This is a genomic window from Moraxella sp. CTOTU46934 (assembly GCF_031979465.1).
Taxonomy (GTDB): Bacteria; Pseudomonadota; Gammaproteobacteria; order Pseudomonadales; family Moraxellaceae; genus Faucicola; species Faucicola tetraodonis.
The window spans coordinates 57,294-82,556 of sequence record NZ_DALZEG010000011.1 but is presented as its reverse complement, the minus strand read 5'-3'; the positions used below and the strand labels follow the sequence as shown (position 1 = coordinate 82,556).

Annotated in this window: 21 protein-coding genes and 4 tRNA genes; 9 read left to right on the top strand and 16 right to left on the bottom strand. The window is 45.7% G+C overall.

What is annotated here, in order from left to right:
* Positions 1–67 precede the first annotated feature (67 nt).
* A complete protein-coding gene (locus RTN07_RS09200; protein ID WP_099807647.1) occupies positions 68–1,462 on the bottom strand; it encodes a sodium-dependent transporter in 1,395 nt (464 codons plus the stop codon).
* Positions 1,463–1,912: 450 nt separating this feature from the next.
* On the opposite strand from RTN07_RS09200, the gene RTN07_RS09195 reads away from it, so the two are divergent.
* Complete coding sequence (locus tag RTN07_RS09195; protein ID WP_312177619.1) at positions 1,913–2,386, top strand: arsenate reductase ArsC; 474 nt, start codon at positions 1,913–1,915, stop codon at positions 2,384–2,386.
* A 98-nt stretch (positions 2,387–2,484) separates the two neighbouring features.
* Here the strand turns inward: RTN07_RS09195 and RTN07_RS09190 are convergent, their stop codons facing one another.
* The 3 genes from RTN07_RS09190 to RTN07_RS09180 all read right to left on the bottom strand — a co-directional run bounded on the left by RTN07_RS09190 (position 2,485) and on the right by RTN07_RS09180 (position 5,863).
* Positions 2,485–3,834 (bottom strand): aminopeptidase P N-terminal domain-containing protein, encoded by a 1,350-nt coding sequence (locus RTN07_RS09190; protein WP_312177617.1) that lies wholly within the window; start codon positions 3,832–3,834, stop codon positions 2,485–2,487.
* A 17-nt stretch (positions 3,835–3,851) separates the two neighbouring features.
* A complete protein-coding gene (gene argE / locus RTN07_RS09185) occupies positions 3,852–5,045 on the bottom strand; it encodes an acetylornithine deacetylase (RefSeq protein WP_076775254.1) in 1,194 nt (397 codons plus the stop codon).
* 77 nt (positions 5,046–5,122) lie between these two features.
* Entirely contained in the window at positions 5,123–5,863 is a 741-nt protein-coding gene (locus RTN07_RS09180) for a UPF0149 family protein (RefSeq protein ID WP_007115954.1), read from the bottom strand.
* Between the two features lie 236 nt (positions 5,864–6,099).
* Between RTN07_RS09180 and RTN07_RS09175 the strand changes: the two genes are divergently transcribed.
* Complete coding sequence (locus RTN07_RS09175; protein WP_007115955.1) at positions 6,100–6,504, top strand: hypothetical protein; 405 nt, start codon at positions 6,100–6,102, stop codon at positions 6,502–6,504.
* A 72-nt stretch (positions 6,505–6,576) separates the two neighbouring features.
* Positions 6,577–6,870: a cell division protein ZapA gene (locus RTN07_RS09170; RefSeq protein ID WP_007115956.1), complete on the top strand. Its 294-nt coding sequence runs from the start codon at positions 6,577–6,579 to the stop codon at positions 6,868–6,870.
* A 26-nt stretch (positions 6,871–6,896) separates the two neighbouring features.
* Here the strand turns inward: RTN07_RS09170 and RTN07_RS09165 are convergent, their stop codons facing one another.
* Entirely contained in the window at positions 6,897–7,151 is a 255-nt protein-coding gene (locus RTN07_RS09165; RefSeq protein WP_007115957.1) for a hypothetical protein, read from the bottom strand.
* A gap of 595 nt (positions 7,152–7,746) precedes the next feature.
* Here RTN07_RS09165 and RTN07_RS09160 point away from each other — a divergent pair.
* On the top strand, positions 7,747–9,393 hold the full coding sequence (locus tag RTN07_RS09160; RefSeq protein ID WP_167512121.1) for an NAD+ synthase: 1,647 nt from the start codon (positions 7,747–7,749) through the stop codon (positions 9,391–9,393).
* Between the two features lie 126 nt (positions 9,394–9,519).
* On the opposite strand, the gene RTN07_RS09155 is transcribed toward RTN07_RS09160, so the two are convergent.
* Positions 9,520–9,990, bottom strand: coding sequence for a winged helix-turn-helix transcriptional regulator (locus RTN07_RS09155; protein WP_060996073.1), 471 nt, complete (start codon positions 9,988–9,990; stop codon positions 9,520–9,522).
* A 150-nt stretch (positions 9,991–10,140) separates the two neighbouring features.
* Here RTN07_RS09155 and RTN07_RS09150 point away from each other — a divergent pair, with 150 nt between their 5' ends.
* Together RTN07_RS09150 and RTN07_RS09145 are read left to right on the top strand one after the other, a co-directional pair.
* Complete coding sequence (locus tag RTN07_RS09150) at positions 10,141–11,394, top strand: D-amino acid dehydrogenase (protein ID WP_312177612.1); 1,254 nt, start codon at positions 10,141–10,143, stop codon at positions 11,392–11,394.
* A 92-nt stretch (positions 11,395–11,486) separates the two neighbouring features.
* Positions 11,487–11,852 (top strand): RidA family protein, encoded by a 366-nt coding sequence (locus RTN07_RS09145; RefSeq protein ID WP_203171493.1) that lies wholly within the window; start codon positions 11,487–11,489, stop codon positions 11,850–11,852.
* Positions 11,853–11,926: 74 nt separating this feature from the next.
* On the opposite strand, the gene RTN07_RS09140 is transcribed toward RTN07_RS09145, so the two are convergent.
* Positions 11,927–15,058: a DNA translocase FtsK gene (locus tag RTN07_RS09140; protein WP_312177609.1), complete on the bottom strand. Its 3,132-nt coding sequence runs from the start codon at positions 15,056–15,058 to the stop codon at positions 11,927–11,929.
* A 438-nt stretch (positions 15,059–15,496) separates the two neighbouring features.
* On the opposite strand from RTN07_RS09140, the gene trxB reads away from it, so the two are divergent.
* Genes trxB through RTN07_RS09125 form a run of 3 tightly spaced genes read left to right on the top strand, consistent with a single transcriptional unit; the run spans position 15,497 to position 18,148 of the window.
* The gene (gene trxB, locus RTN07_RS09135; RefSeq protein WP_135888420.1) at positions 15,497–16,495 is read left to right on the top strand and encodes a thioredoxin-disulfide reductase; all 999 of its coding nucleotides are present in this window, start codon (positions 15,497–15,499) and stop codon (positions 16,493–16,495) included.
* A 15-nt stretch (positions 16,496–16,510) separates the two neighbouring features.
* Positions 16,511–17,302: a leucyl/phenylalanyl-tRNA--protein transferase gene (aat, locus tag RTN07_RS09130; RefSeq protein WP_312177604.1), complete on the top strand. Its 792-nt coding sequence runs from the start codon at positions 16,511–16,513 to the stop codon at positions 17,300–17,302.
* Positions 17,303–17,329: 27 nt separating this feature from the next.
* Positions 17,330–18,148 carry an arginyltransferase gene (locus RTN07_RS09125; protein WP_312177602.1) on the top strand — a complete coding sequence of 273 codons (819 nt, stop codon included), beginning with the start codon at positions 17,330–17,332 and terminating at the stop codon, positions 18,146–18,148.
* Here the strand turns inward: RTN07_RS09125 and rimI are convergent.
* The 9 genes from rimI to RTN07_RS09080 all read right to left on the bottom strand — a co-directional run bounded on the left by rimI (position 18,141) and on the right by RTN07_RS09080 (position 25,251).
* Positions 18,141–18,650, bottom strand: coding sequence for a ribosomal protein S18-alanine N-acetyltransferase (rimI, locus tag RTN07_RS09120; protein ID WP_312177600.1), 510 nt, complete (start codon positions 18,648–18,650; stop codon positions 18,141–18,143). The two genes, RTN07_RS09125 and rimI, sit on opposite strands and share 8 nt — an antisense overlap.
* Before the next feature lie 58 nt (positions 18,651–18,708).
* The gene (gene tuf, locus RTN07_RS09115; protein ID WP_007117403.1) at positions 18,709–19,899 is read right to left on the bottom strand and encodes an elongation factor Tu; all 1,191 of its coding nucleotides are present in this window, start codon (positions 19,897–19,899) and stop codon (positions 18,709–18,711) included.
* A 267-nt stretch (positions 19,900–20,166) separates the two neighbouring features.
* Positions 20,167–20,241, bottom strand: a tRNA-Thr gene (locus tag RTN07_RS09110).
* 20 nt (positions 20,242–20,261) lie between these two features.
* Positions 20,262–20,335, bottom strand: a tRNA-Gly gene (locus RTN07_RS09105).
* A 75-nt stretch (positions 20,336–20,410) separates the two neighbouring features.
* A tRNA-Tyr gene (locus tag RTN07_RS09100) sits at positions 20,411–20,494 on the bottom strand.
* A 43-nt stretch (positions 20,495–20,537) separates the two neighbouring features.
* Positions 20,538–20,613, bottom strand: a tRNA-Thr gene (locus RTN07_RS09095).
* A gap of 152 nt (positions 20,614–20,765) precedes the next feature.
* A complete protein-coding gene (locus RTN07_RS09090; protein ID WP_312177597.1) occupies positions 20,766–21,650 on the bottom strand; it encodes an FHA domain-containing protein in 885 nt (294 codons plus the stop codon).
* 63 nt (positions 21,651–21,713) lie between these two features.
* Complete coding sequence (gene gspD / locus RTN07_RS09085; RefSeq protein WP_312177594.1) at positions 21,714–24,155, bottom strand: type II secretion system secretin GspD; 2,442 nt, start codon at positions 24,153–24,155, stop codon at positions 21,714–21,716.
* Between the two features lie 82 nt (positions 24,156–24,237).
* Complete coding sequence (locus tag RTN07_RS09080; protein WP_312177591.1) at positions 24,238–25,251, bottom strand: type II secretion system protein N; 1,014 nt, start codon at positions 25,249–25,251, stop codon at positions 24,238–24,240.
* Positions 25,252–25,263 lie beyond the last annotated feature (12 nt).

Genomic DNA, 25,263 nt, shown 5'->3' with positions numbered 1-25,263 from the left:
CGATGATCCGGGGTTTTTTATTGTCAGCAATTAACTACATAAAGCTGTTGAGATAAAGCCATTGGGATTAACCCAGTAACTCCGTTAAAAATACAGCGATGATACCAATCGGTGCGACAAATTTTACCACAATTTGCCAAATAGTCCATTTCATGCCATCTAGCCCCAATTCACGTTTTACCGATTCTTGGTTGATAAACCAGCCGATGAGGATAATGGTACCCAAACCAATCAAAGGTAGCATGATTTTACTGGACGTATAATCTAGCGCGTCAAAGATACCTTGTGGGATGTCTTTACCGTTTTTGTGGATAGTAAATACCGCAAAATCAGACAATTTATTGAATGACAATAACGCAAGTACACCCACTGCCCACGTTGCCACTGCCCCTACTATCGTGCAGAGTTTACGGCTCATCGGGGTTTTTTCTTCCAAGAATTCGACAATGGGCTCAAGAATTGAAATCGACGACGTCAATGCCGCAAAAGTCAATAACAAGAAGAATAAAGTACCCACCACCACACCTAGGCTCATTTGACCAAAGGCGATTGGCAAGGTCACAAACACCAAACCGGGACCTGCCGCTGGATCCAGATGATTGCTAAATAAAATTGGGAAAATCGCAAGACCTGCCGCCAATGAGAAGATAATATCCCAGATAATCACCGTGCGCGCGGTTGCCAATAAATCAACATCTTGTTTTAGGTATGAACCATAACTCACCATGATCGCCATGCCCAGTGACAGACAGAAGAACGCATGTCCTAGCGCTGCCATCAGCACTTTACCCACGCCAACTTCCTGCATACGCTGCAAGTCAAACTTAAACAAAAACTCTGCGCCTTTGGCAAAATCCATATTAATCGCATTATATCCCACGATAAATAATAGGATAAAAGCCAACGCAGGCATCATGATTTTTGATGCTTTCTCAATACCTGCTGATACACCACCTGCTACAATTAGCGCCGTCAAGCCCATAAACGCCGTGTGCCACAACGTCATTTCGGTTGGATTGGCTAACATCGTCTCAAAAATTTTGCCAGTGGCATCGGCATTGAGACCACCAAATGCATTGATACCAGCTTTTAAGGTGTAATTAAGCGACCAGCCGCCAATCACACTATAAAATGACAAAATCATAAAAGCGGCTAAAATACCAAAGTAGCCAAGCAGACTCCAAGCAGGTGAGGTGTTATTGGCTACCGCCGCTTTGCGGAAACTTGCCGCTGGGTTACTTTGTCCACGGCGACCAATCAGCCATTCAGTGACCAACACTGGAAAACCAATAAGCGCGATACTGATGATAAACACGATAACAAATGCCGAGCCACCGCTATCGCCTGTCATGTAAGGAAACTTCCAAATACTACCGAGACCGACCGCAGAACCCACGGCAGCCATTAAAAACCCAATCTTTGAGCTCCACTGGGAATGAGACGACTTGTGATTAGTGCTCATAATCCCTCCCTAATCGAATGTAAATAAATGAAAAAATTGCAACGAGAATCTTGCAGTATGTAGATTTTTCATGAATCAATAGTTAATGTCAAACTTTCTTTTCACAAAACCCAACCAAAAGTTATACAAGCAAGTCATTATTTTTTTGCAGTTAAACAAAATATAATAAAATCAAATATTTAAAATGGTTTTTTTAAAATTCATTAAACGCAAATTATTTTTATACTAAATATTACTTTTTGGAATCAATAATTTTTTCACCTATTCAATGGTGGGCTTCGACAATTAGATTATAAAGTTAGCTAAGACGGTTAATATAGACCGTATAAGCTCGCACAATTGTAGGGATTTTGATAGCAATTTTTTTCTATTGAAGGTAAAATTTCATTTTCAAAAATTGCACGCCCAAACGTGCTGACCGTTCGCAAAATGATGACAAGGGCTTTATTGATGACGCAGCCTTATAACGTGTTGTTCTTGTGCAAGCACAATGCTAGCCGTAGCCTAATGGCAGAAGCCATTTTAAATAAAATTGGCAGTGACCGTTTTGTAGCCTATAGCGCAGGCGTTGAGCCATCCGCTAGCGCGCATCCATTCACGCTTGAGGTATTAAAACAAGAAGGTTATGATATCGAAAGCTTATCACCCAAATCCGTCAAGCAGTTTTTACAAGACAATGCGCCAAAGATTGATTTGGTGATTGGGCTGTGCAATTCTTTACAACAACATGCGGACATTGATGGCAAATTCCCACTAACCGCACATTGGCATATCAATGATACCGACAGTGTATCAGCCGATAGTGATGTGGAAAAAGCCGCATTTAGCCAAGTATTACGCCAACTCTCTCAGCGCATCCATTTATTGACAAACTTGCCAGAAGATAAAATCGAACATTTGGCACATCCATCAGCGGATGCCTAAAATGCCGATAAACGATTGCCCGTAAAAAAGCCCAACTCTCTTGGGCTTTTCTTTTTTCTATTTTTTTTCTTTGCCTCTATATATAGATGTGCCTCTATCTATGAATCAACTTTTTGCTGCATGAGCGCTTCAATTGCTGCCGTTGTTTTTGGCACATCACGGGTGAGAACCAGCGGCTCACCCTCGGTAATGACCACATCATCCTCAATCCGAATGCCTATACCCCGATATTTCTTGGGTACTAATGCATTGTCATGCGCAAAATACAAGCCTGGCTCTACGGTAATTACCATGCCTTTTTCAAGCTTTCTGGGTTTGCCGTCGTCGCCAGTATAGCGCCCTGCATCGTGGACATCTAAGCCAAGCCAATGCCCTGTGCCGTGCATATAAAACGGTAAGTAGGCTTTATCAGCAATCAACTCATCGACATCGCCTGTCAAAATCCCCAAATCAATTAAGCCTTGGGTCAGTACTTTGAGCGCAGTTTCATGATGGATTTTTCCATGTTCACCTACTTTTAGGCTGTTGATGGCGGCGATATTGGCATTTAGCACAATATCATACACCTGTTTTTGCACGTCACTGAACTTGCCACTCACAGGAAAAGTACGGCTGATATCACCGGCATAATGTTGGTATTCGGCGCCCGCATCTATCATCACCAAGTCGCCGTCGTGCAGCGGTTGGTCGTTTTCGACATAGTGCAAAATATTGGCATTGTCCCCGCCAGCAACGATACTATTATAAGAGGGTACGCAGCCGTATTGGGCAAAAGCATAGTTAACTTCAGCTTCCAGTCTGCTTTCATTCCCTTGATTTTTCTGCATCATGGGTGCCACACTTTGCATGGCGCGAATATGCCCGTAAGCACTGATTTGGGCGGCGACTTTCATGCGTGAAATTTCACACTCATCTTTTATCAGCCGCATTTCATTGATAAGGCTGTCAATATTGGTGACGGTATCGACCACACCTTCGCCGCGCTGCAGTTGCTTGGCTTGATTAAGCCAGTCAATCAGCTCATTATTAAAGCGGGCAAACACGTGTTTTTTACCAAAAATCAGGGCTGGCATCACCTCATCAATTTTGCCAATGGCAATCGCTTTATCCACGCCAAAATCTGCGGTTGCACCGTCAAGCCCTACGCGCTTACCATCCCAAATCTCACGTAGTTTGTCTTTTTCACGTAAAAATAAAGTGTAGTTGACGGCATGGTCAGTTTTTTCCAACACCATGACGGATTCTGGCTCGGCAAAGCCCGTCAGGTAGAAAAAACTGCTGTCGGCGCGGTATTTGTACTCAGCATCGTTGTTGCGGATATGAGCGGGTGCCGTTTGCAAAATCGCAATGCTATTGTTTGGCAAGGCTTTAGCAAGTTTGGCACGGCGTTTGGCAAATTGGCTTTGGGGAAGCTTGGGCAACAACTGTATGGTTAATTGATTTGACATGATATTTCCAAAAATTTTTAATGGCTGTCACAGCATTGTTGAAGGATTTGCTGTAGGAAGCTTTCGCATTTTGCTAATTGGTTTAGACTGACAAACTCATTGGCTTTATGGGCATTGCCAATATCGCCAGGTCCACAAATCACCGTCGGAATGCCTGCATTGGTAAACTGCCCGCCTTCGGTGGCATACGCTACTTTATGGCGCTGTTGTTCATCAACCAAATTTTCAATGAGCTGTTGCAAGGCTTGGCTATCTTTATCGGTCATCGCAGGGACATTTTCGTTGCGAGTTAGCTCAATGCCCGTGTCGCTGTCAATGGCGTGCATCTTAGGCTCAAGGGTTTTGATAAAGGCACGAATCGGCTCAATCACTTGGCTTTCATTCATGTGCGGCAAATTACGGTAATCAAAGGTGAATTCGCACAGGTTGGGCACGATATTGGTTGCCGTACCGCCGGTAATAGTGCCCACTGACAAGGTCGAAAACGGTACATCAAACGCCATGTCTTGGTCGTTACGTTGTTGCAATTGTTCGGCAAGTGTATCAATAAAATTGATAATTTTGCTGGCATAGCTGATGGCATTGACACCTTGCGGGGTCAGCGATGAATGCACCGATTTACCATGCACGCGGCAGCGATACACTTGAATGCCTTTATGCGCGGTGACCATTTTCATCATGGTCGGCTCACCGACGATACAGTAGTCGGGCTTAATCCCTTGGGCTTTTAAATCCGCAAGCAGTAATGGCGCACCCAAACAACCCACTTCTTCATCATACGACAGTGCCAGATGAATCGGTTTGTTGAGAATTCTATCGCGGCTTGCTTGCACCACAGTGGGCAACAGGGTTAAGGCGCAAGCAATAAAGCCTTTCATATCACAAGCCCCACGCCCGTATAGCTTATCTTCCACAATGGTCGCCACAAACGGATCAGTATCCCATGCCTGCCCATCAACGGGCACCACATCGGTATGCCCCGAAAACACAAAACCCCCTGTCATTACGGTATCACCCTTACCCATCGCAGGTACAGTCACAAAGAGGTTGGCTTTGGTATTATCAGCATTAAAAGTCAAACGTGGCGACAACCCCAACTGCTCACAATAGCCCGCCACATACTCAATCAATTGCAAATTGGAGTAGCGACTGACAGTGTTAAAACCAATCAGCTTTGTTAACCAGTCTACGGCGTTGGATGGATAGCCCATAGTCGTTCCATTTTTCTCAAATTTTAAACCATTAAACACCCTATCAGGGTAAATCTAGTCGAAATAGGGTATTCGCATCAATTCGGCTTTTTACCGGTCATGGCATCTATAACCATATGGGTAACAAAATCATCATTGGTCTCTTTTTCTGCTTCCCAATCGAGTTCATCATCACGTAGCTGCTCAATAAAATCCAAATGCTCCTCATCAATCTCTTGGGCTTTGCCCACAGGGCGATTCATGGCAAATCCTGCGATGAGCGGCAATTTGGCGACTGATTTACGCACTCGCCCTTGTGACACACTCACAGGAATCATGCGCACAAACTCAAGTAGCTCCATATATTCAACTTCGCCTTCAGCATTGTCTGTCCCTTGCAGCGCCTCATCATACGCATCAATCCGCAGCGCGCCGATTTTTGCCAAGTCATTAAATAGGCTATTTTCTTCCGGACGTAGCGCACTATCGGTGACACCAAAGCCTGTCAAAAAGCCATTTGCCCAGTTCTTAAGTGCCATCAAACGCTCATACAGTGGATGGTCATCATCAGGCAACAATGGCATAAACTGGTAGCTATCAGCATCATCGGTTAACACCGCCACCATATCCTCGCCCTCTTCGGTCACTATCTCTAACGCTTTTGGCTCAAGCTCGGTAAAGCTCAGCTCAGTCAGTAGCAGTTGCCACTCTTGCTCGCTTGGCGCATCACACACACTGAGCACCCCTGAGATTAGCCCATGTAACTCACTAATGGTGACGTCATGCCAATCCTCAAATGCTTGTGTCCAATCTTGCCAACCCGAAATATAATCATCCATCGCTTTACCCTTTTTTCACAAAAAATTATATCAACATTGAGATAATACTAGCCTTAATGCGGTCAACTATGGCATTATTAAAGTGGTAAAATAATATAAGTATCACTCAAATTTTAAGCCTTCACGCTATAGCTATACCAAAAAAGCCTTTTGCTATTCATTTCAATGAGCGCCCATCACGTCGCTCTTGATGATTTACCTAATTATTCACTCGATTACTGACTAGACATCATATCATGAGCACCCTAATTGACCAACTGACCCAGCTACAAACCGCATTGACTAAGCTTCGCGATAAATATCAATTCGCCAGTAGCGAGCTAACCCGTATTAAAGCACAGCCAACTGTTACCGCAGACCAATTGCAAGCGGTACAAGCTAAGCTCGATGCCAGCAAAGAACTGCAGCAAAATTTGGAACAACAACTTGCCAGACAAGCCGAAGAGTATCAAGCACTCGAGCAACGCTATCAGTCACTTGCCGAATCTCACAACATGCTAAGTACCGAATACGAACAAACCCAAAACCAATTACAGATCTTTACCGCACAAAATCAAAAGCTGATTGAAAAAAATCGCGTTGCGGCAGAGCATACCAAGCTTGTGTTAGAGCGCTTGGCAAAAATTGACAGCGAAAACTAACCCGCCTCGCCCCTATTTAATTAAGCCAGCCTTAGTGATGTTTAAAACATTTGAATACGTTAGGAAAATCTTATGGCATCTGCCCAAAGCATTAAAAAAGTTGATATCCTGATCAATGGTCGTAGCTATACCATTAACTGCCCAGAATCGGAAGAGCCTGCGTTGCAGCGTGCAGCAAGCTATATTAACCAGTTTATGCAAGAGGTACGCCGCCAAGCGCCTCAGCTACCCCAAGAAGAATTATTGGTACTGTGCGCGTTGACGTTGTTTGAAAAATCAGAAAACTTACAACGCTATCAAGAAAACGAAAGCCAAGCGCAAGACCTGGTGGGTAAAATGTTAGAAGACGTTGCGCGTTTTGCCTAACGTATTTAGTGTAAAATAAAATTCAACTAATTTTGAGCGCGCTGGTAGTGTTTGCCAGCATGAAAATCCGCTTGGTGTTCTTGATTACAAAAGAACTTATCCCCTTCTACAATTCCTCGCCACTCTGCTAACGTATGATGGCAAAAATCACACGCTCGCATCTCGGTACTCTCGCCTGGCTGCGGCTGTAAATAACCTTGCGGTGGTCGCGGATACATCCATTTCATCCCAACCCAGCTAAGCCCCATAATCACCAAAACCACAAAAATTGCGGTAAACATCGCTTCACCTCATTGTCTAAAGAACGAATCATCGTTGCCAATTAAGCGTTATGACTGCCTGTTAATTAGCATTATAAGGTTTGATTATACTGCAAAAAATCGCGCATTGATGGGTTATTCGTGCTATGTTTAGGCTAATTTTACCAGTTGCAGCATTTTTCGGTTGTAGCATCTAAAGATTGCAATTGTAAACACATCATAAAGCGATATAATGTAGAATAATTTTATCTTGTAATGTCATCGCTGTTGCCACCCATAATTATAATAGCGGCATCATGCTTGCCTACCGTTCTAGACGGATACGACTAAAGGGATGACCCCATAATAAATTTTTACTGAAGGATTTTTCATGTCACACCTTGATTTAACCCCAGATGATAGCGTACCAACGCAGCTGCCGAGTGAGTCAATGACTGCCAAAGCTACTACGCCAAACCATGCGCCCACGGCTGATACTAGCAATGCGCCAAACCAACCAGCAAACCCACAGCCAGTTTCTCAAAAACCTGCTCAGCCAACTTCTCAATCAATTTCTCAGTCAACCTCTCAGTCATCAAGCCAACCGATTAGCCAACCAACTAGCCAAGCAGATTCTATGGTGGGGCTAAAAATTGCGGTGGCACAGCAGCAATTTATTGTCGGTGATGTCATCAACAATGCCAAAAAAATGGTAGAACTGGCTAAAGATGCCCGTGACAAGGGTGCCAATATTATTGTCTTTCCTGAGTTATCACTGCTGGGTTATCCGCCTGAAGATTTGTTGCTACGTCCAAGTCTTGCCTCACGTGTGAAACTTGCTTTTGAATTGCTCTACACAGTCAAAGATATCGTAATGCTAGTGGGTTATCCGCACATTGACCCCAATGGCACATTTAACTCAGTGGCTATCATTCACAATGGTCAGCAAAAAGGCTTTTATCACAAACAATGCCTGCCAAACTATGGCGTGTTTGATGAACGCCGCTATTTTAATACCGGTCACAACCAAGTGTTGTTTGACTATCAAGGGCTGACCATCGGACTACTTATCTGCGAAGATTTATGGCAAGACGCTCCCATTCGCGCACTCAAAGAAAAAGGTGCAGAAATCATCATTAGCCTCAATGCCTCGCCATTTGAGCAAAACAAGCAAGAACAACGTAAGGCTTTATTAAAAAGTCGTGCCACTGAGCACAACATCCCGATTGTGTATGCCAATAGCGTGGGCGGTCAAGATGACTTGGTGTTTGATGGCGGCTCGATGGTCGTCAACGCTCAAGGTAAAATCGTGCAAGAAGCGCCAAGATTTTTGCAGCATACCCTGTATGTGGTTGCTCGTCATGATGCCCAAAGCGGTCAAGTGATGTTATCAGAACAGCGCAAACCACCGCTTGCACTCAGCCAAATCGCTGAAACTTATCAAGCGCTGGTTGTCGGCTTGCGTGATTATGTCAATCATTCTGGCTTTAAAGGCGTATTGGTTGGGTTGTCAGGCGGAATAGACTCGGCGCTCACGCTATGTATCGCGGTTGATGCGCTGGGTGCAGATAAAGTTTATGCGGTCATGATGCCCTATGAGTACACCTCGCAAATCAGCCTGCAAGATGCGCAGGCGCAGGCACACCGACTCAACGTGTCTTATACCGTGTGCCCGATTCATGCCGCTGTTGAAGGCATGCGTCATACGCTAGAGCCGATGTTTAGCAACACTACCGCCGACACCACGGAAGAAAATATCCAAGCCCGTGCGCGTGGCATGATTTTGATGGCATTGTCCAACAAATTTGGTCATCTAGTCATCACCACTGGCAACAAATCAGAGATGGCCGTGGGCTATGCGACATTGTATGGGGATATGGCAGGCGGATTTGATGTCTTAAAAGATGTGTATAAAACCCAAGTATATGCCCTCGCCAACTATCGCAACCGACTAGAAGAAACGCCGGTGATTCCTGAGCGTGTGATTACGCGTCCGCCTTCTGCCGAGCTTCGCCCTGACCAAAAAGACCAAGACAGTCTGCCTGATTATGATACCCTCGATAAAATGTTGGAGCTGTATATCGATCGCGACTTTGGGTATGATGCGATTGTAGAAGCCGGTTATGATAAAGACGTGGTGAAAAAAGTACTCAGTATGGTAGACCGCAATGAGTACAAACGTCGTCAAGCGGCGATTGGCACCAAGATTACTCACCGCGCCTTTGGGCGTGAACGTCGCTATCCACTCGTCAATCACTGGTCGCTAGAGTTTCCAAAACTCTAATTTCCAAAATTCTAAGGCGGGACAACATAAAAAGACTGCGATTTGGCAGTCTTTTTTTCATCTGTCGCAAAGCATGTATCGGAAATTATGTATCACAAAGCATATATAGTAAAGCTTGCACGACAGTTAGGTCATTGTCACATCCAAATGCAAGCTTTCTTTAATCTCTTCCATCACAATCAAACTGTGGGTTTCCACCGCCGCTGGCAATTGCTTTAGGATATTGCCCAGTAACTTTCGGTAAGAACTCATCTCTTTTAGCCGCGCTTTGACCAAAAAATCAAACTCACCCGAAATCAAATGACATTCTAGTATCTCTGGAATTTCTGACAGTTTTTTGCTCACTTGCTCAAAGACATCGCCCGACTTGGTAGATAGCTTTATCTCCAAAAATACCAACAAGCTTTTATTGACCAAATTTGGATTTAACCGCGCATGATAACCTGTGATAATGCCTTCACGCTCCAGCCGTTTAACTCGGTCTGAGCAAGGCGTGGTTGATAGGTTAACTCTGGCGGCCAATTCGCTGATAGAAATTCTTGCTTGTTGTTGCAAGATTTCAAGGATTAAACGGTCGGTACGGTCTAAAGTACGCATAGCAAAATGAAAATCCTGTTTTTTGATGATTGGCATGATAAAACCGACAATATCAGCAAAATTCTAGCATAAAAACAGCAAAATTCACTGCAAAACTTTGCTTATACTAGCGAAATTAACTGATAATTAAGCAGATATTTGGGGGTGGGTATGCGCGTATTGGTACTGGGTAGTGGCGTAATTGGGGTGACAAGTGCCTATTATTTAGCCAAGCAAGGTGTAGAAGTCACGGTGATTGACCGCCAAGCAGGTGCCGCACAAGAAACCAGTTTTGGCAATGCGGGGCAAATCTCCCCTGGCTACTCTACCCCTTGGGCAGCGCCTGGTATTCCATTAAAGGCGGTTAAATGGTTATTTCAACAACACGCCCCTTTAGCCATCAAGTTAGATGGTAGTCTGTGGCAGTTACAATGGATGCTACAAATGCTCAAAAACTGCAATGCCAAGCGCTATGCCATCAACAAAGAGCGTATGGTACGAGTGGCAGAATACAGCCGCGACTGTCTGCAGCAGTTGCGTCAAGACACCGGCATTCACTACGAAAACCGCTCGCAAGGCACCTTACAAGTTTTTCGCAAACCCGCCCAACTAGATGCTGTACAGCAAGATATTAAGGTGTTGCAAGATTCAGGCGTGCCTTTTAAGCTGATTGACAACAGCAAGGCATTGGCTGAGATTGAGCCCGCGTTGGCAAATGCCACTGATAAGCTGGTTGGTGGATTGCATTTGCCGCATGATGAAACAGGCGATTGCTTTTTGTTTTGCCAAGCATTAGCGCAGCAAGCCAAAGCACTGGGGGTGAAATTTTTATACAATCAAACCATCGAAAAGCTAGTAGTCGACGCTGGGGCGATTAAAGGGGTGATAGTAAATGGTGAGTTATTAACGGCAGACCAGTATGTATTGGCGTTGGGCAGTTATTCGCGGGCGCTTTTGCAACCGCTACAGCTTAATCTGCCTGTATACCCTGTCAAAGGCTATTCAATGACTGTGCCGATTATCAATGCTGATTTAGCGCCCCAATCAACGGTGCTGGATGAAACCTATAAAATCGCCATCACTCGCTTTGACAACCGCATTCGCGTGGGCGGTATGGCAGAATTAAGTGGTTTTGATGTAAGTCTAAACCCCCAGCGCCGTGCTACACTCGAAATGGTCACGCAGGACTTATTCGCAGGTGGTGATTTGCCAAACGCAAGTTTTTGGACAGGGCTACGTCCGATGACCCCCGATAGCACACCCATCATTGGCGCGACTCGGTATCGCAATTTATTTTTAAACACAGGACATGGCACATTGGGTTGGACAATGGCGTGTGGCTCTGGCAAATTAATCAGCGATTTGTTGCTCGGCAAAACGCCTGATATTCGCATTGATGGCTTATCATTACAGCGTTATGCCTAGTATCTATTCTCTTTCAGAAATACCTGTAAATAGCATTTGAAAAGACTATGCATAAATAACATTTATCCATTTACAAGTACAAGGAAAACACCATGACCGCACAAATTCAACGATTTGATAGCAATGACTATCTAAGTGAAATTACCATTTTTAACCACGTGGTGTACCTCGCAGGACAAGTGCCAAATACCGACACTGCCGATATCCACACACAAACCAAAGAAGTGCTAGACAATATCGACGCCATGCTCGCCAAAGCCAATAGCGACAAATCACGTCTGCTAACCGCTCAGATTTTTATCAAGGATTTGGCGGATTTTGAGGTGGTGAATAGCTTGTGGGGCGACTGGTTAACCGATTGCCCAAAGCCTACCCGTGCGACAGTCAAAGCTGAATTGGTTAATCCTTTATGGAAATTAGAAATTGTCGTAGTCGCAGCGCAAAATACCATAGACTAAATGAACCCATAACCGCTCAAAATGTTAAATAAAAAAGGTGCATAAATCGCACCTTTTTTTATTTTGTCTAACCTCTACATTAATAGCTCACGTTTACCACTTTTGGTCATGCCACTTACCAAGCCCGCCTCTTCCATGGCATCAACAATACGTGCTGCGCGGTTATAGCCGATACTAAATTTGCGCTGAATGCTTGATGCAGAGACTTTACGGGTTTCGAGCAAAAACGCCACCACCTCATCATACAGTGGGTCTTCTTCACCATTGCTAGACCCACTAGCATCGCCCCCACTTGGTGCTGAGCTTAACTCAAAGTTATCAAACATATTATCAATATAATTAGGTGCGCCTCGCTCGCGCCATGCATCACACACACGGTTGACTTCCGCATCGCTGATAAAAGCACCATGTACACGGTTAGGCTCGATTTGACCAGGTCCTAAAAACAGCATATCCCCATGCCCAAGCATATCCTCTGCGCCACCGGCATCCAAAATGGTACGCGAGTCGACTTTTGAGTTGACACGAAGCGCGGCACGGACGGGAATATTGGCTTTAATCAAGCCAGTAATCACATCCACTGAGGGGCGCTGGGTCGCTAAAATCAAATGAATCCCTGCGGCGCGCGATTTTTGTGCCAAACGGGTAATCAACTCCTCGGCTTGTTTACCCACCTGCATAATCATGTCAGCAAACTCATCCGCCACAATCACAATTTGTGGTAACGGTTTTAATTTTGGCGCTCTATCTTGGCTGACACTGTCATTGGGTCGCCAAAGCGGATCTAGTAACGGCTCACCACTTTGTTCAGCTGCCATGATTTTTTTGTTGAATTCATCAAGCTTACGCACTTTGAATAATGACATCAGCTGATAACGACGTTCCATCTCCGCCACACTCCATGCCAAAGCACTGGCTGCTTCGGTCATATCGGTGACTACGGGGGTGAGCAGATGCGGAATATCGCCATAGTTGGCAAGCTCAAGCTGTTTGGGGTCAATCAAAATCAATCGCAGCTGCGCTGGTGTGTATTTGAGCAGCATTGACAATAACAGCGAATTCACCAACACTGATTTACCCGAGCCTGTGGTACCTGCTACTAGCATGTGTGGCGCTTTCGCCAAATCCGCAATAATCGGTCTACCTGCAATATCTTTGCCCATTGCCATACTGATTAAGCCATCGGGGTCTTGATAAGCTTCTGTTTTCAGCAGTTCGATGAGTCGTACCATTTGGCGCTGCGGATTGGGCACTTCGATACCGATATAAGGTTTACCTGGAATGACTTCTACCACACGCACCGATGCCATGGATAGCGACCGAGCCAAGTCTTTGGCAATACCTGTTACCTTGCTTGCTTTAAGCCCTGGCGCCAGCGACACTTCAAAGCGTGTCACCACTGGACCCATTTGCGCATTGACCACTTCTGCTTTGATATTAAATTCTTGTAGCTTGATTTCTAACAGCGCTGACAACTGCTGCAACTGTTCGCGGCTGTAGCTTGGCTTGCGGTCAGGGTCAGGCAAGTCAAGCAGCGATAACTCAGGTAACGGGCTTAAATTGGCACGATAAGCTGCGGTTTGCATGGCACGCGATTTCTGACTAAATAGGCTATCATCATTGATATCGAGCGGCTGGTCGACCTGAGTCGCTGCGGGCTGTTCGATTTGGTCGAGTAGCTCAGATTCCACCGAACGACTATGGGTCGGTATTGAAGACGTTATCTGGTTGGTATCAATCTCGGCTGCAGCAATCTCGTTGCCAGTAATCTGGGTGACGGCTTGCACTGGACGTGCTATTTGGGTTGGCATCGGACTTGCTGCAGGGGTTGAAAATTCCGCTCCCACAGATGCGGTGGCACTGTCATCTGATGGATTAGCCCTAGCTTGCGCTGGGACTTGTCGCATACCCAATAACGACGCGACTGAGGGGGTTGGTGTTTCAATACCTTCTGCACCTTCTGCTTCAATACTTTCTGCTTCAATGTCCTCTGTCTGAATGCCCTCGAATGATGGCTCTAGCACAGGATTTTGTGATAAGTCATATCTAGCATCTACGCTATTCGCTAAATGATCCAAATCTGACGACCCAATAGCCGCGTCCTGTCCAGCCATCTCTACACCCGTCATCGACTCAGAGGTTTGTTTATCCGCTAGCTCCCCTGTGCCTGCGGCAGACATAGCAGATATCATAGATGCGTCATCGATAGTTGGCATAGCTGGTGATACGTCTACACTATCTACACTATCTACACTAGGCTGCTTTGTCTGAGTTGGCTCAGTGAGTTGCGAGTCTACCTGTATCAAATGGGGTCTGTTCAAGGTAGGCATTTTAAACGGTTTTTTAATGATTTCACTTTGCAGTTTTTCATCGAGTTTTTTGGTCAGCTTGGTGTTTGCTACATAGGTTGAGCTGACGGGTTTAAATGGATTGGTGGCATCGTTTTCTTCGAGCCATTCATAATCTTTGATTTCACTAAAACCCGTTTCATCCAAAAACGCATCGAGTGGACTACCGACAAAATCCTCATCATCCGCTAGATGACTACTGTCATAAGCCGCTTGTTCTGAGTCATGGGAGGCTAGTGGCAAAGGCAGTTGCGCAGTATCGTTTGGTTTTGCTTGGCTTGCCTCTTGAGCAGTTGCCTTGAATTTAGTATTGGTTTCTTCTTCATCTGCGGCTTCAGCTTGTAGGCGACTGCGAATGGCTTGACCTGATAAAATCTCATGCCAATGTAAATCAAAGGTAAACGTCACGGTGATGGCAATAAACACCAATAAAAACAGCAAAGTCCCCCAGTAGGTTAATAAACCACTAAGCCCGTTGCCAACGATTTGCCCGATCATGCCTTGCGCTAACCAGCCAAACGCTAACACCCCTGTCAGCCCTGCGGTGGCAATGATTAAAAAGATATAACCCAAAAAACGCAATAAGCCATTAGGCTCTACATCATGGCGCCATACATTCCAAGCTTCATAACAGGCAATGACAATGAGCCACCAGCTTGCCGCACCCAAAAACGCATACAAAATATCAGCCAGCCAAGCACCACCCGTGCCTGCCAAGTTACTGACTTCATTTGCCGCACTACTGATATGCGACCAACTAGGATCATTGGCAGAATAACTGATGAGGGACATGACTAACAACAATGCCACGATTAGCCAGATAATCGTAAGCACACTTTGACGAATATAATAAGACAACGCAATTTACCTTTGAATTTGAACCCGCTTTGGATAAGCCGTAAGCCAACGCTTTGTTCAGCCATGACTGACTGATAATGATTGTGAAAAACAATGATTTTGGAAAAACGTTGATTAAAATCACCCTTTTAATCGACTATCATATCAAATCTCAGTGGTGCGTTGCTGAGCTTTTTTTGCGAAAAATTGCTTTGTTAAATCAGTCAATTCAAGCCCTATGATAAATGCAGTTTGAGCCAACAAAGCCGGATAGTAGGGTATTTTTTGATAACAAGCTTACGCCATTTTTGAGCGTTGATTGAGCTTTGATTGCGCGATGAATCTGTTATAAAAATAACATTTACTTGCTATTTTCGATGTTAGCCCCTATCTTACTTATGAATCAAAAATTAACATGTTTTATTTAGTTTATTATTCAGCGATTGTTAGGAAAGACGTATGTCAGAAATTATCCATCACCAGCTTATTATTTTGGGTTCAGGTCCAGCGGGTTATTCTGCCGCCGTGTATGCAGCGCGCGCCAATTTAAAACCGGTCATTATCACAGGTATGCAGACTGGCGGGCAGTTGACTACCACCACGGAAGTTGATAACTGGCCAGGTGATCCACAAGGCTTGACGGGACCTGACTTGATGGTACGCATGCAAGCCCATGCCGAGCGTTTTGGTACCCAATTGGTGTATGACCATATCAACCAAGTGAACCTAACTCAGCGACCCTTCACCTTAGTCGGCAATAGTGCCACTTACACGTGTGATGCACTCATTGTAGCGACAGGGGCTTCAGCCCAATACTTGGGTCTCGCCTCTGAACAAAAATTTATGGGGCTTGGCGTTTCTGCCTGTGCGACCTGTGATGGGTTCTTCTATCGCGGCAAGCCTGTGGTGGTGATTGGCGGTGGCAACACAGCGGTTGAAGAAGCCTTATATCTATCAAACATCGCAAGCCACGTCACCCTAGTGCATCGACGTGATAAATTAAAATCAGAAAAAATTCTGCAAGACCAATTATTTGAAAAACAAAAAAATGGCAATGTGACCATCGAATGGAACAGCCAAGTCAAAGAAGTGGTGGGTGATGACGCAGGCGTGACGGGTGTGGTGATTGAAAATCTCCAAGACCAGTCTACCAAAACCATCAACGCGCCTGGTATGTTCGTGGCGATTGGGCACAAACCCAATACCGATATTTTCCAAGATCAGCTTGAGATGAATAATGGCTATATCGTGGTCAAAAGCGGTCTAGATGGCAATGCGACAGCGACAAGTGTCGAAGGCGTGTTTGCCTGTGGGGATGTGGCAGACCATATCTATCGCCAAGCGATTACCTCAGCAGGCACGGGTTGTATGGCGGCGTTGGATGCAGAAAAATATTTAGATATTGTCAATCTAGCGAATGCCAATACCACGGTATCAGCCAACACCTCTGCTGTTTAGCTAATACTTTCAACGATGCCATTGCCAAATCACCATCCATTACAAAGCCCTTTCGTTTGCCGTTATCAATTTCCCGACCCGATGGCGGCAGACCCTGACGGTGAAGGCTTGATTGCGTTGGGGGGTGATTTGGCAGCTGATACCTTAGTGTGTGCTTATCGCCAAGGGATGTTCCCGTGGTTTAATGAAGGCGAGCCCATCGCTTGGTGGTCGCCTGACCCGCGCTGTATTATTTATCCTAGCGATTTTCGCGCCAGTAAAACCCTAAAACGGCGTATCAAAAATGCAGGTTGGACGTTTTCCATTAATCTTGCCTTTGCTGAGGTCATTGCCGCCTGTGCTGATACCCGCACCTATGCCCAAGCTTCTGCATCAGCCACTTGGATCAGCCCCGCTATGATTGAAGCGTATACAGCGCTCCATGCCGAGCAAGTGGCTTACAGTGTCGAGATTTGGGATGATGATGAGCTGATTGGTGGTCTCTATGGGCTAAAGCTAGGACAAGCATTTTTTGGTGAAAGTATGTTTCACCGAGTCACAGATGCATCTAAAGCGGCTTTTTTTGTGTTAATGCAGCTGTGTGCGCATTCCCAATTTGCTTGGGTGGACTGTCAGTTGCCTAACCCACATTTGCTGCGTTTAGGGGCATCCATCCTACCCAGAGCGGAATTTTTAGCTGGGCTTGCGCAACAATTATCGCTACCGAGCATTGATTGGTCATCGATTTGCGGTCAAAAATTGCCACTTAATCAACTGTTAAATGAGGATTTGATGACTTATTACCTACCTCCAACTATGCAAGCTTAGGTAAGTTAAGGGTATTTAAAAGCACCAATGACGTTAAAACCACCCCACCCCCCGACCAGTCTAGCATTGACCAGCCAATTGACGCCGCTGCATCAATGTAGTTATTTGCCGGATCGTGCAGCACGTTTAGAGCTGATTGAATTAGCAAAGGATGAACGTTTAGATACGCCTATTTTTTCTCAGTTTTCACGGCTTGGGTATCGGCGTAGTGGACAACATCTATACCGCCCTGTATGCTTTCATTGTCAACGCTGTATCTCTACACGTTTAGTAGTTAACGAGTTTGAACCCAATCGTACCCAGCGCAAACTGTGGCAAAAATCGCACGAGATGGATGTGGTAATTACGGCTTGTGATGATGCCGATGAATCGCATTTTACGCTATATGCTCGCTATATCTGCGCTCGCCATAGTGATGGCGATATGTATCCACCCAATTTACAAGGGTTTAAACAGTTTCTACAATATAGCTTTACCCAGTCATTTTTTATGGAGTTTTGGCTTCATGATGAATTAGTCATGGTGGCAGTTTGCGACCAATTAGATGACGGCATATCCGCAGTCTATACTTTCTATGATCCCGATGCAACCATAAATAGTTTGGGCACCCTTGCGATACTTACCCAAATTGACTATGTTAAACGTCTTGGATTACCGTATTTATATTTAGGTTTTTGGGTACCAGATTCGGATAAGATGGCATATAAATCGCGTTTTTATCCCAGTGAATTATTAATCAATCAACAGTGGCATCGCTTCGATGAGGCTGTCACAGCCGCGCAAGTTGAGCCAATGCTTCAACAGGCGATAAAAGCGCATTATCTAAACATGTGGAATACTACTTAGCATTTAATTTAGCATTGAATTTGCGCTGCATAATTAACGCATGGGTTTTGGTCATGTCATGATTATCGTAGTAATTCTTGCGAACGGCAATCTGTTCAAACCCATGTTTTTGATAAAATGCAAGGGCAGCATAATTATCTTCTCTTACCTCTAATAGCACCCGCTCGGCACCCGCTACTTTGCACATCTGCGCCATAGCCGTTAACAATTGGCTTGCAATACCTTGCTGTTGATAATCGCGACAAGTCCCAATTTTTAAAATCTCTGCATCTTCAAATATGTGGCTGTAAAAACAATAGCCGACCAATCGCTGATTCAACTCGTCTGTCGCATAAATTATATGGTTAAATGGCTGCGCGAGCAGGGAATTGATTTGCGCAGCCGACCAAGCATCGTAGACAAACAGCTCGGATTCAATTTGTGCCAGCTGCGCCAGTATATTGTCGGCACCATTATCTTGTGTACTCGTCTTATCTAACTTATATATCTGTATAGCAGTCATAATTTATTTCCATAAAAAAAGAGCCACCGAAGTGACTCTTTTGTATGCATATTAACGATTAGTCGTTAACTTTAGCAACAACACCCGCACCTACAGTACGGCCACCTTCACGGATTGCAAAGCGTAAGCCTTGGTCCATTGCGATTGGGTGGATTAGCTCTACGTTCATTTCAACGTTATCGCCAGGCATTACCATCTCTGTACCTTCTGGTAATTGGATTGCGCCAGTTACGTCGGTAGTACGGAAGTAGAATTGTGGACGGTAACCATTTAAGAATGGGGTGTGACGACCACCTTCTTCTTTTGATAGTACATATACTTCTGCGTCAAATTTGGTGTGTGGTTTGATTGAACCTGGTTTAGCCAATACTTGACCACGTTGTACGTCTTCACGTTTGGTACCACGTAGTAGTACACCACAGTTCTCGCCTGCACGACCTTCGTCTAACAGTTTACGGAACATTTCAACGCCAGTACAGGTGGTTTTTGCGGTTGGTTTGATACCAACGATTTCAATTTCTTCACCAACTTTGATGACGCCTGATTCTACACGACCTGTTACGACTGTACCACGACCAGAGATTGAGAATACGTCTTCGATTGGCATCAAGAATGGTTTGTCAATCGCACGTTCTGGTTCTGGGATGTAGCTGTCTAGGGTGTCAAGTAGTTCTAGTACGGCTGGTTCACCGTATTTGCCTTCGCCGCCGTTTAGGGCTTCTAGGGCAGAACCTTTGATGATTGGGGTGTCATCACCAGGGAAGTCGTAGCTTGATAGTAGTTCACGTACTTCCATTTCGACGAGTTCTAGTAGTTCTTCGTCATCAACCATGTCACATTTGTTCATGAATACCATGATGTATGGTACACCTACTTGGCGTGATAGTAGGATGTGTTCACGGGTTTGTGGCATTGGGCCGTCAGTGGCTGATACGACTAGGATAGCGCCGTCCATCTGTGCTGCACCGGTGATCATGTTTTTAACATAGTCAGCATGGCCAGGACAGTCTACGTGTGCGTAGTGACGTGCTTGGGTGTCATATTCAATGTGTGAGGTGTTGATGGTGATACCACGGGCTTTTTCTTCAGGGGCTGAGTCAATTGACGCGTAGTCTTTGGCTTCACCACCGTTGTGTTTTGCTGCTACGGTCGCAATCGCAGCTGTTAGGGTTGTTTTACCATGGTCAACGTGTCCAATGGTGCCTACGTTAACGTGTGGTTTAGTACGTTCAAACTTGGCCTTTGCCATAATTTAATCCTCTGATCATTGTTAAACTGTTAGCAATACCCTAGCTCAAAGCCATAAACCAACTGGTGTATCTGTATTGCCAGTGCTGGTGTTGCCAATTTGAGTGTTGCTAGGTCACTAAAATAGCAAATTTAACATAAATTTCAAGTTTTTTCCATAGCCTTCATCTTTATGGTCAAACTTTTTTGTTATTGCTAAAACAAAAGGCAACACATCTGTGCTGCCTTAACTATTTTTTAGTTTATCTCAATGTATTTTCTATAAAACTGGAGCTCATACCGAGAGTTGAACTCGGGACCTCTCCCTTACCAAGGGAGTGCTCTACCTCTGAGCTATATGAGCAAAACTTTGGTTTAGAATAATGGAGCGGGTGGCGGGAATCGAACCCGCACCATCAGCTTGGAAGGCTGAGGTTCTACCACTAAACTACACCCGCAATGCGACCCGCCCAAGCATACTGGACTTACTGTTAACGTGATTAGGGAATATTCAGATAACAATAGCAGGCAAATGGTGGTGGGGGAAGGATTCGAACCTTCGAAGCTCTCGCAACGGATTTACAGTCCGTCCCCTTTGACCGCTCGGGAACCCCACCATAGTTGTCTTTCAAGGTACGCTTAACACGATGTGTTAAAGGATGGTGCCGGCTGCCGGAGTCGAACTGGCGACCTACTGATTACAAGTCAGTTGCTCTACCAACTGAGCTAAGCCGGCGTATCGCTTGAAAGTGGTGAGCATTTTAGCAAATATTTTTAATCTTGCAAGCGTTTTTTTAGTTTTTTTTTCATTTTTTTTGCCAAAACGTAAATTTAATGATTCAAATCCGCATTTTAGGCTCTTTGCACCGCTTATTTGCTACCTAAACCCTAATACATCAACAACACTGATGCAATAATCAGCGCAATGATTACCACAATCATGATTGCGACTGTGGCGTTTTTCTTTGCCGCAGGTTTTGTTGGCTCACTTTTCATTGGCGTAGGCTTCATTGCATCAGTGTCTACTGTGCTAACTGGCGATGGTTGCGCTGGCTGAACGGCTGAGACCTGAACGGATGGGACAACGGGCTGCAATGGTACTGCCTCAGTGACGACAGGCGGCTGAGACGGTGTATTAAGTATTGGCGATGGTGGGTTATCAACGCTTGCTACATCGACTGTTGTTGTCGGTGTAGAGGGTACGGATTGTTCGACGTGAGTGTTGCTCAGCTGCTCGCTGGGTAAAAAATCTTGCGTGGTAACGACATCTATCACAGGCGCGGCGTTGGCTGCAGCGTTCAGTGATGATGGCTCAACCGATGCAGTCGATTCAGTTTGGGTATGAATGTCAATGGTGGGTGTGAAGTTCTCAATATCTTGTAAACTACCGAGAAAACTATCATCATCCAGTGCGTCAACTGGGGCATTTACCACCAAAAATACCAAGTCAGCAAAGGCAAGTTCATCGGTGGCTTGCAAAGCATGGGCGTCTGTACCAATGCGCTCACCATTGATAAAGGTACCATTGCTTGAGCCTAAGTCTTGTACATACAACTGCTCACCAATACGGTTAATCTTGGCGTGTTGGCGAGAGATTTGTGAGGTTGCTAATACCAAATCATTGCTATCACTACGTCCGATGCTTAAGCTTTTATCAATATCAATGGTTAAATCCGCCAACGCTGGTGACAGCCCAATGAGTTGCCATAAAGTGCTTTGCGAGTTGTCGGTAAGGTTCATCGTATTCACTGCATTAGTTTGATAATTGTCCATGCATGTCTCCTACTCCTAAGGGGTATTCAATATTATCATTATGCTTGGCATTATGGGACATTTTTAGGGATTTGTCACGGTGATGGTCTGCACCGCAGGCGGGGTCGCAATCACCACAGGCGTTTGAGCCATCTTTGCGCCCTGCCCTGTCTGCCCTGTAGATTGGGTAACGGTAGATTGGGTGACGGGCGCTTGGGTGATGGCGTTGCTCGCTGGGCGACTCACGGTTGTGGTCGATGAACTGCCTGTGCGAGACACATTTGATGACACGGGCGTGACGATATCGACATCATTGGCATACACTCTTGGGGTGTTTGATAAGCTTTGCTCGGCTGGGGTAACCAAGTCGTCTGTTGGCAATTTGACGCCATTTTGCACCCTATTGGTATTGGGGAACATGGCATTGATATTAAGTGGGATTTGTTTGAGCGTGCCGTTTTTATCAATTACCAGTTGCATGGTACGAATACCGTCTAAGCTTTTTTCGGTCACGCTTGCCACCGCGCTACCATTACGCAAAATCGTCGGCTGTAAAAATACAATCAGATTGGTTTTGTCCGAGTTTTTGCTTTTTGAGCGAAATAAATTACCAAGAATCGGCGCATCACCCAATCCTGGGACTTTTTGCTGACCATAGGTGCTGTTATCACGCATCAACCCACCCAATGCCACGGTTTGTTGGTCATCCGCTAAAATGGTGGTTTTGATTAAATTCTTGTTGGTGACGACACCGCTCACGTTATTGAGGGTACCGTCGACAATGGAGGACACTTCCTGCGAAATCTCAAGTCGCACTGAGCCATTATCACCAATATGCGGAATGACATTAAGATTGATACCGACATCTTGACGGCTCACGGTTTGAAACGGCGTGGTTGATGAGTTACTTGCCGTGGTATAAGAGCCGGTCACAAATGGGACGTTCTGTCCTACCAAAATATTGGCTTTTTCGTTATCCAACGTCAAAATAGAGGGCATGGATAACAGATTGGCATTGTTGGTTTTATTGATGGCTTGCAAAATCGCACCATAAAACTCACGATTACCGTTACTATCGGTTTTACTATTGCCAATCCCCAACAGCGCGCCTGCCACGGATGCTGCCGCCGTACCTGGGGTTTTGCTTAATATCTCAGATGCCAGACCTACTGCGGATGCACCGATGTTATTAAAGTTAATCACCCCTACGCCGCTATTGGCATTGCCCATTGCCCATTGTACGCCAAGTTGCTGGGTATCATTGCCTGAGATTTCCATAATCGCTGCTTGAATCAATACTTGGTCACGGCGGGTATCTAGCTCATTAATAGCGTTTTCGATTTCTACCATTAACTCTGGGTTGGCATTGACGATGACGGAATTTTGGGTTTGGTCAGCGATAATGCTAAAAGGTCTACCTTGATAGCCGTTGTTTTGCGCAGTCGTTGTGTTGCTGGTGGACGAGGTATTTAGCGGTGAACCTGTCGGTGACGCTGCAGTATTGGTGGTGGTCGCTGCGCTATTATTACTGGTATCGCTACTAGATTGAAACATTGAGCTTGCTTGCAAGGTGGTTTGGTCACCTGAGCTATTGATGGATTGATAGGCAAGCAGTCCGCGTAGCATTTCTGCAATATGGGTGGCACTGGCATATTTTAGACGAAACACGCGAAGCCCACTGAGACGTTGCGTCGGTACGGTGTCTAACTGCTCTACCATTCGCTGTACTTTGGCTGTCATCTCGGCACTACCTTTGACTAGCAGCCTATCAGAAATCGGGTCGGCAATGATATTGATCAGGCTGCCACCGGTTGATGCCACAGTAGGCTGCCCTGATTGACCCGCAGCAGCTGGCGCTGTACCACCGCCCGTACCTGTCAGTGAGCTTAATAAATCCATCATGCGCTTGGCATCGACATGACGCAGCGGAATAATGGTCAGCTTGTCATTCATATTGCTATCAAGATCGCTAATCAATTTTGCGTATTGATTGAGGCTGTCGGCGCGGTCAGATAGGATAATCGCATTGACATTTGGCACCACAGCGGCATTGGCATACGGCGGCATCATCGGACGAATGACGTTTAAGATGTCATTGGCATTGGTGTTGGTGAGATAATAGATGCGGGTCGCCATTTGGCTACCTGCGGTATTACCGCGCAAGTCCACATCTACCCCTGCTTGCTTGGCAACGGTATCAGGGACCAGCTCTGTGGTCAGCCCGCGATCAATCGCTACAATGCCATTGACTTTCATCACGGCTAAAAACAAGTCATACACTTCTTGACGGGATAAGGGTTTGTTTGAAATTACCGTCACATTGCCATTAATGCGTGGGTCTAACACAAAGTTCTTTTGCGTAATGGTGGCAATTTGGTCGATAAACGCCTTGATATCAGCGTCTTGCAAATGCACTTTATAGCCAGTGGCTGCATGGGCAGCTGACAGACCACTGCTAAGCAAACTGATACTCATAGCCAGTGTCGTGCTCAAAAATAGTGGCTTTAGCATGGTTGGGTATTTCATAATTTACCTTATCAATTTTTAACGCATATCACCGACTGTGTCTCACGTAGCGATGACGTCTGTAGCTTTTTACTATCTTTTATCAAAATGACTGGCGTACTGTCACGACTTGGTCGCCGCGCTGAACTTGGATTTGCGCTTGTCCTGCTTGTTGCACTTGACGTAGTAGCTGGGCATCTTGTGTTGGGTTTTGACCCACGTTTTGTCCATTGACGGAGAGGACTTTATCCCCTGTTTGTAGCCCCAGACGGTTTTTTAGTCCTGCGGACATCGCATCGGTCACCAAATAGCCCTGCCCTGTCGCTGCCACACCCATTTGGCTTAGATACCCCGAGGCATTTTGCTGTAGCCCTTGAATCGCCCCGCCAATGGCTGACGATGCACCGCTTGGCGAGGTATTGGCACCATTTGACGTCGCCATAGTGGGCGCAGAATCCTCTCGATCATGGGGATCGCCTGTCGCCACTGGCGCGCCGCTAATCGCTTGTGGCGCAGCGCCGCCTAAGCTCGGTGTGGGGGTTTGTCCCATATTTGAGCCGTTACCCACGCCGGCTGCACCGTTGGCTTGCGCTTTGGCTCTGATAGCTTCGCTTTGGTCAAGAAAAAACGGTTGCCCAAATGGCACTTTACTGATTTGACCACTGGCATCTGCCACCATTACAAAATCGGCTGCGACTTTAACCAATTTATAACCACTGCCATCAACCATGTCGTTGATACGATAGCTTAAGGTTTTACCATTGGTGGTCAAAATTGCATACGATTGACTCTCTGGGGTGGCAATGGTCACGCCCACCACTTTAATATCTGGGGGTGTCGCTGCCGGCGCTTGTGGGGCAGTTGGCTGCGCAAAAAAATCCAACGCATTGCTATTGGCAGATTGCGCGACCAAGTTCGTCTGCATGGGTACTGGGGTGAGTGCGGGGGCTTTGGGCGGTGCAACCACCAGCCAAATTGCTTGACTTAATTGCCACACCAACCAAAAAATAGCTGCCAATAGCAACCAAGGATACAGTTTTTCTACCACCGCCATCGGCACAAATTTACCAGTCGTTGTTTTACGGCTCAACGAGGGGCGCTGGGTCGCTTTTATCATATCTGCTATCAT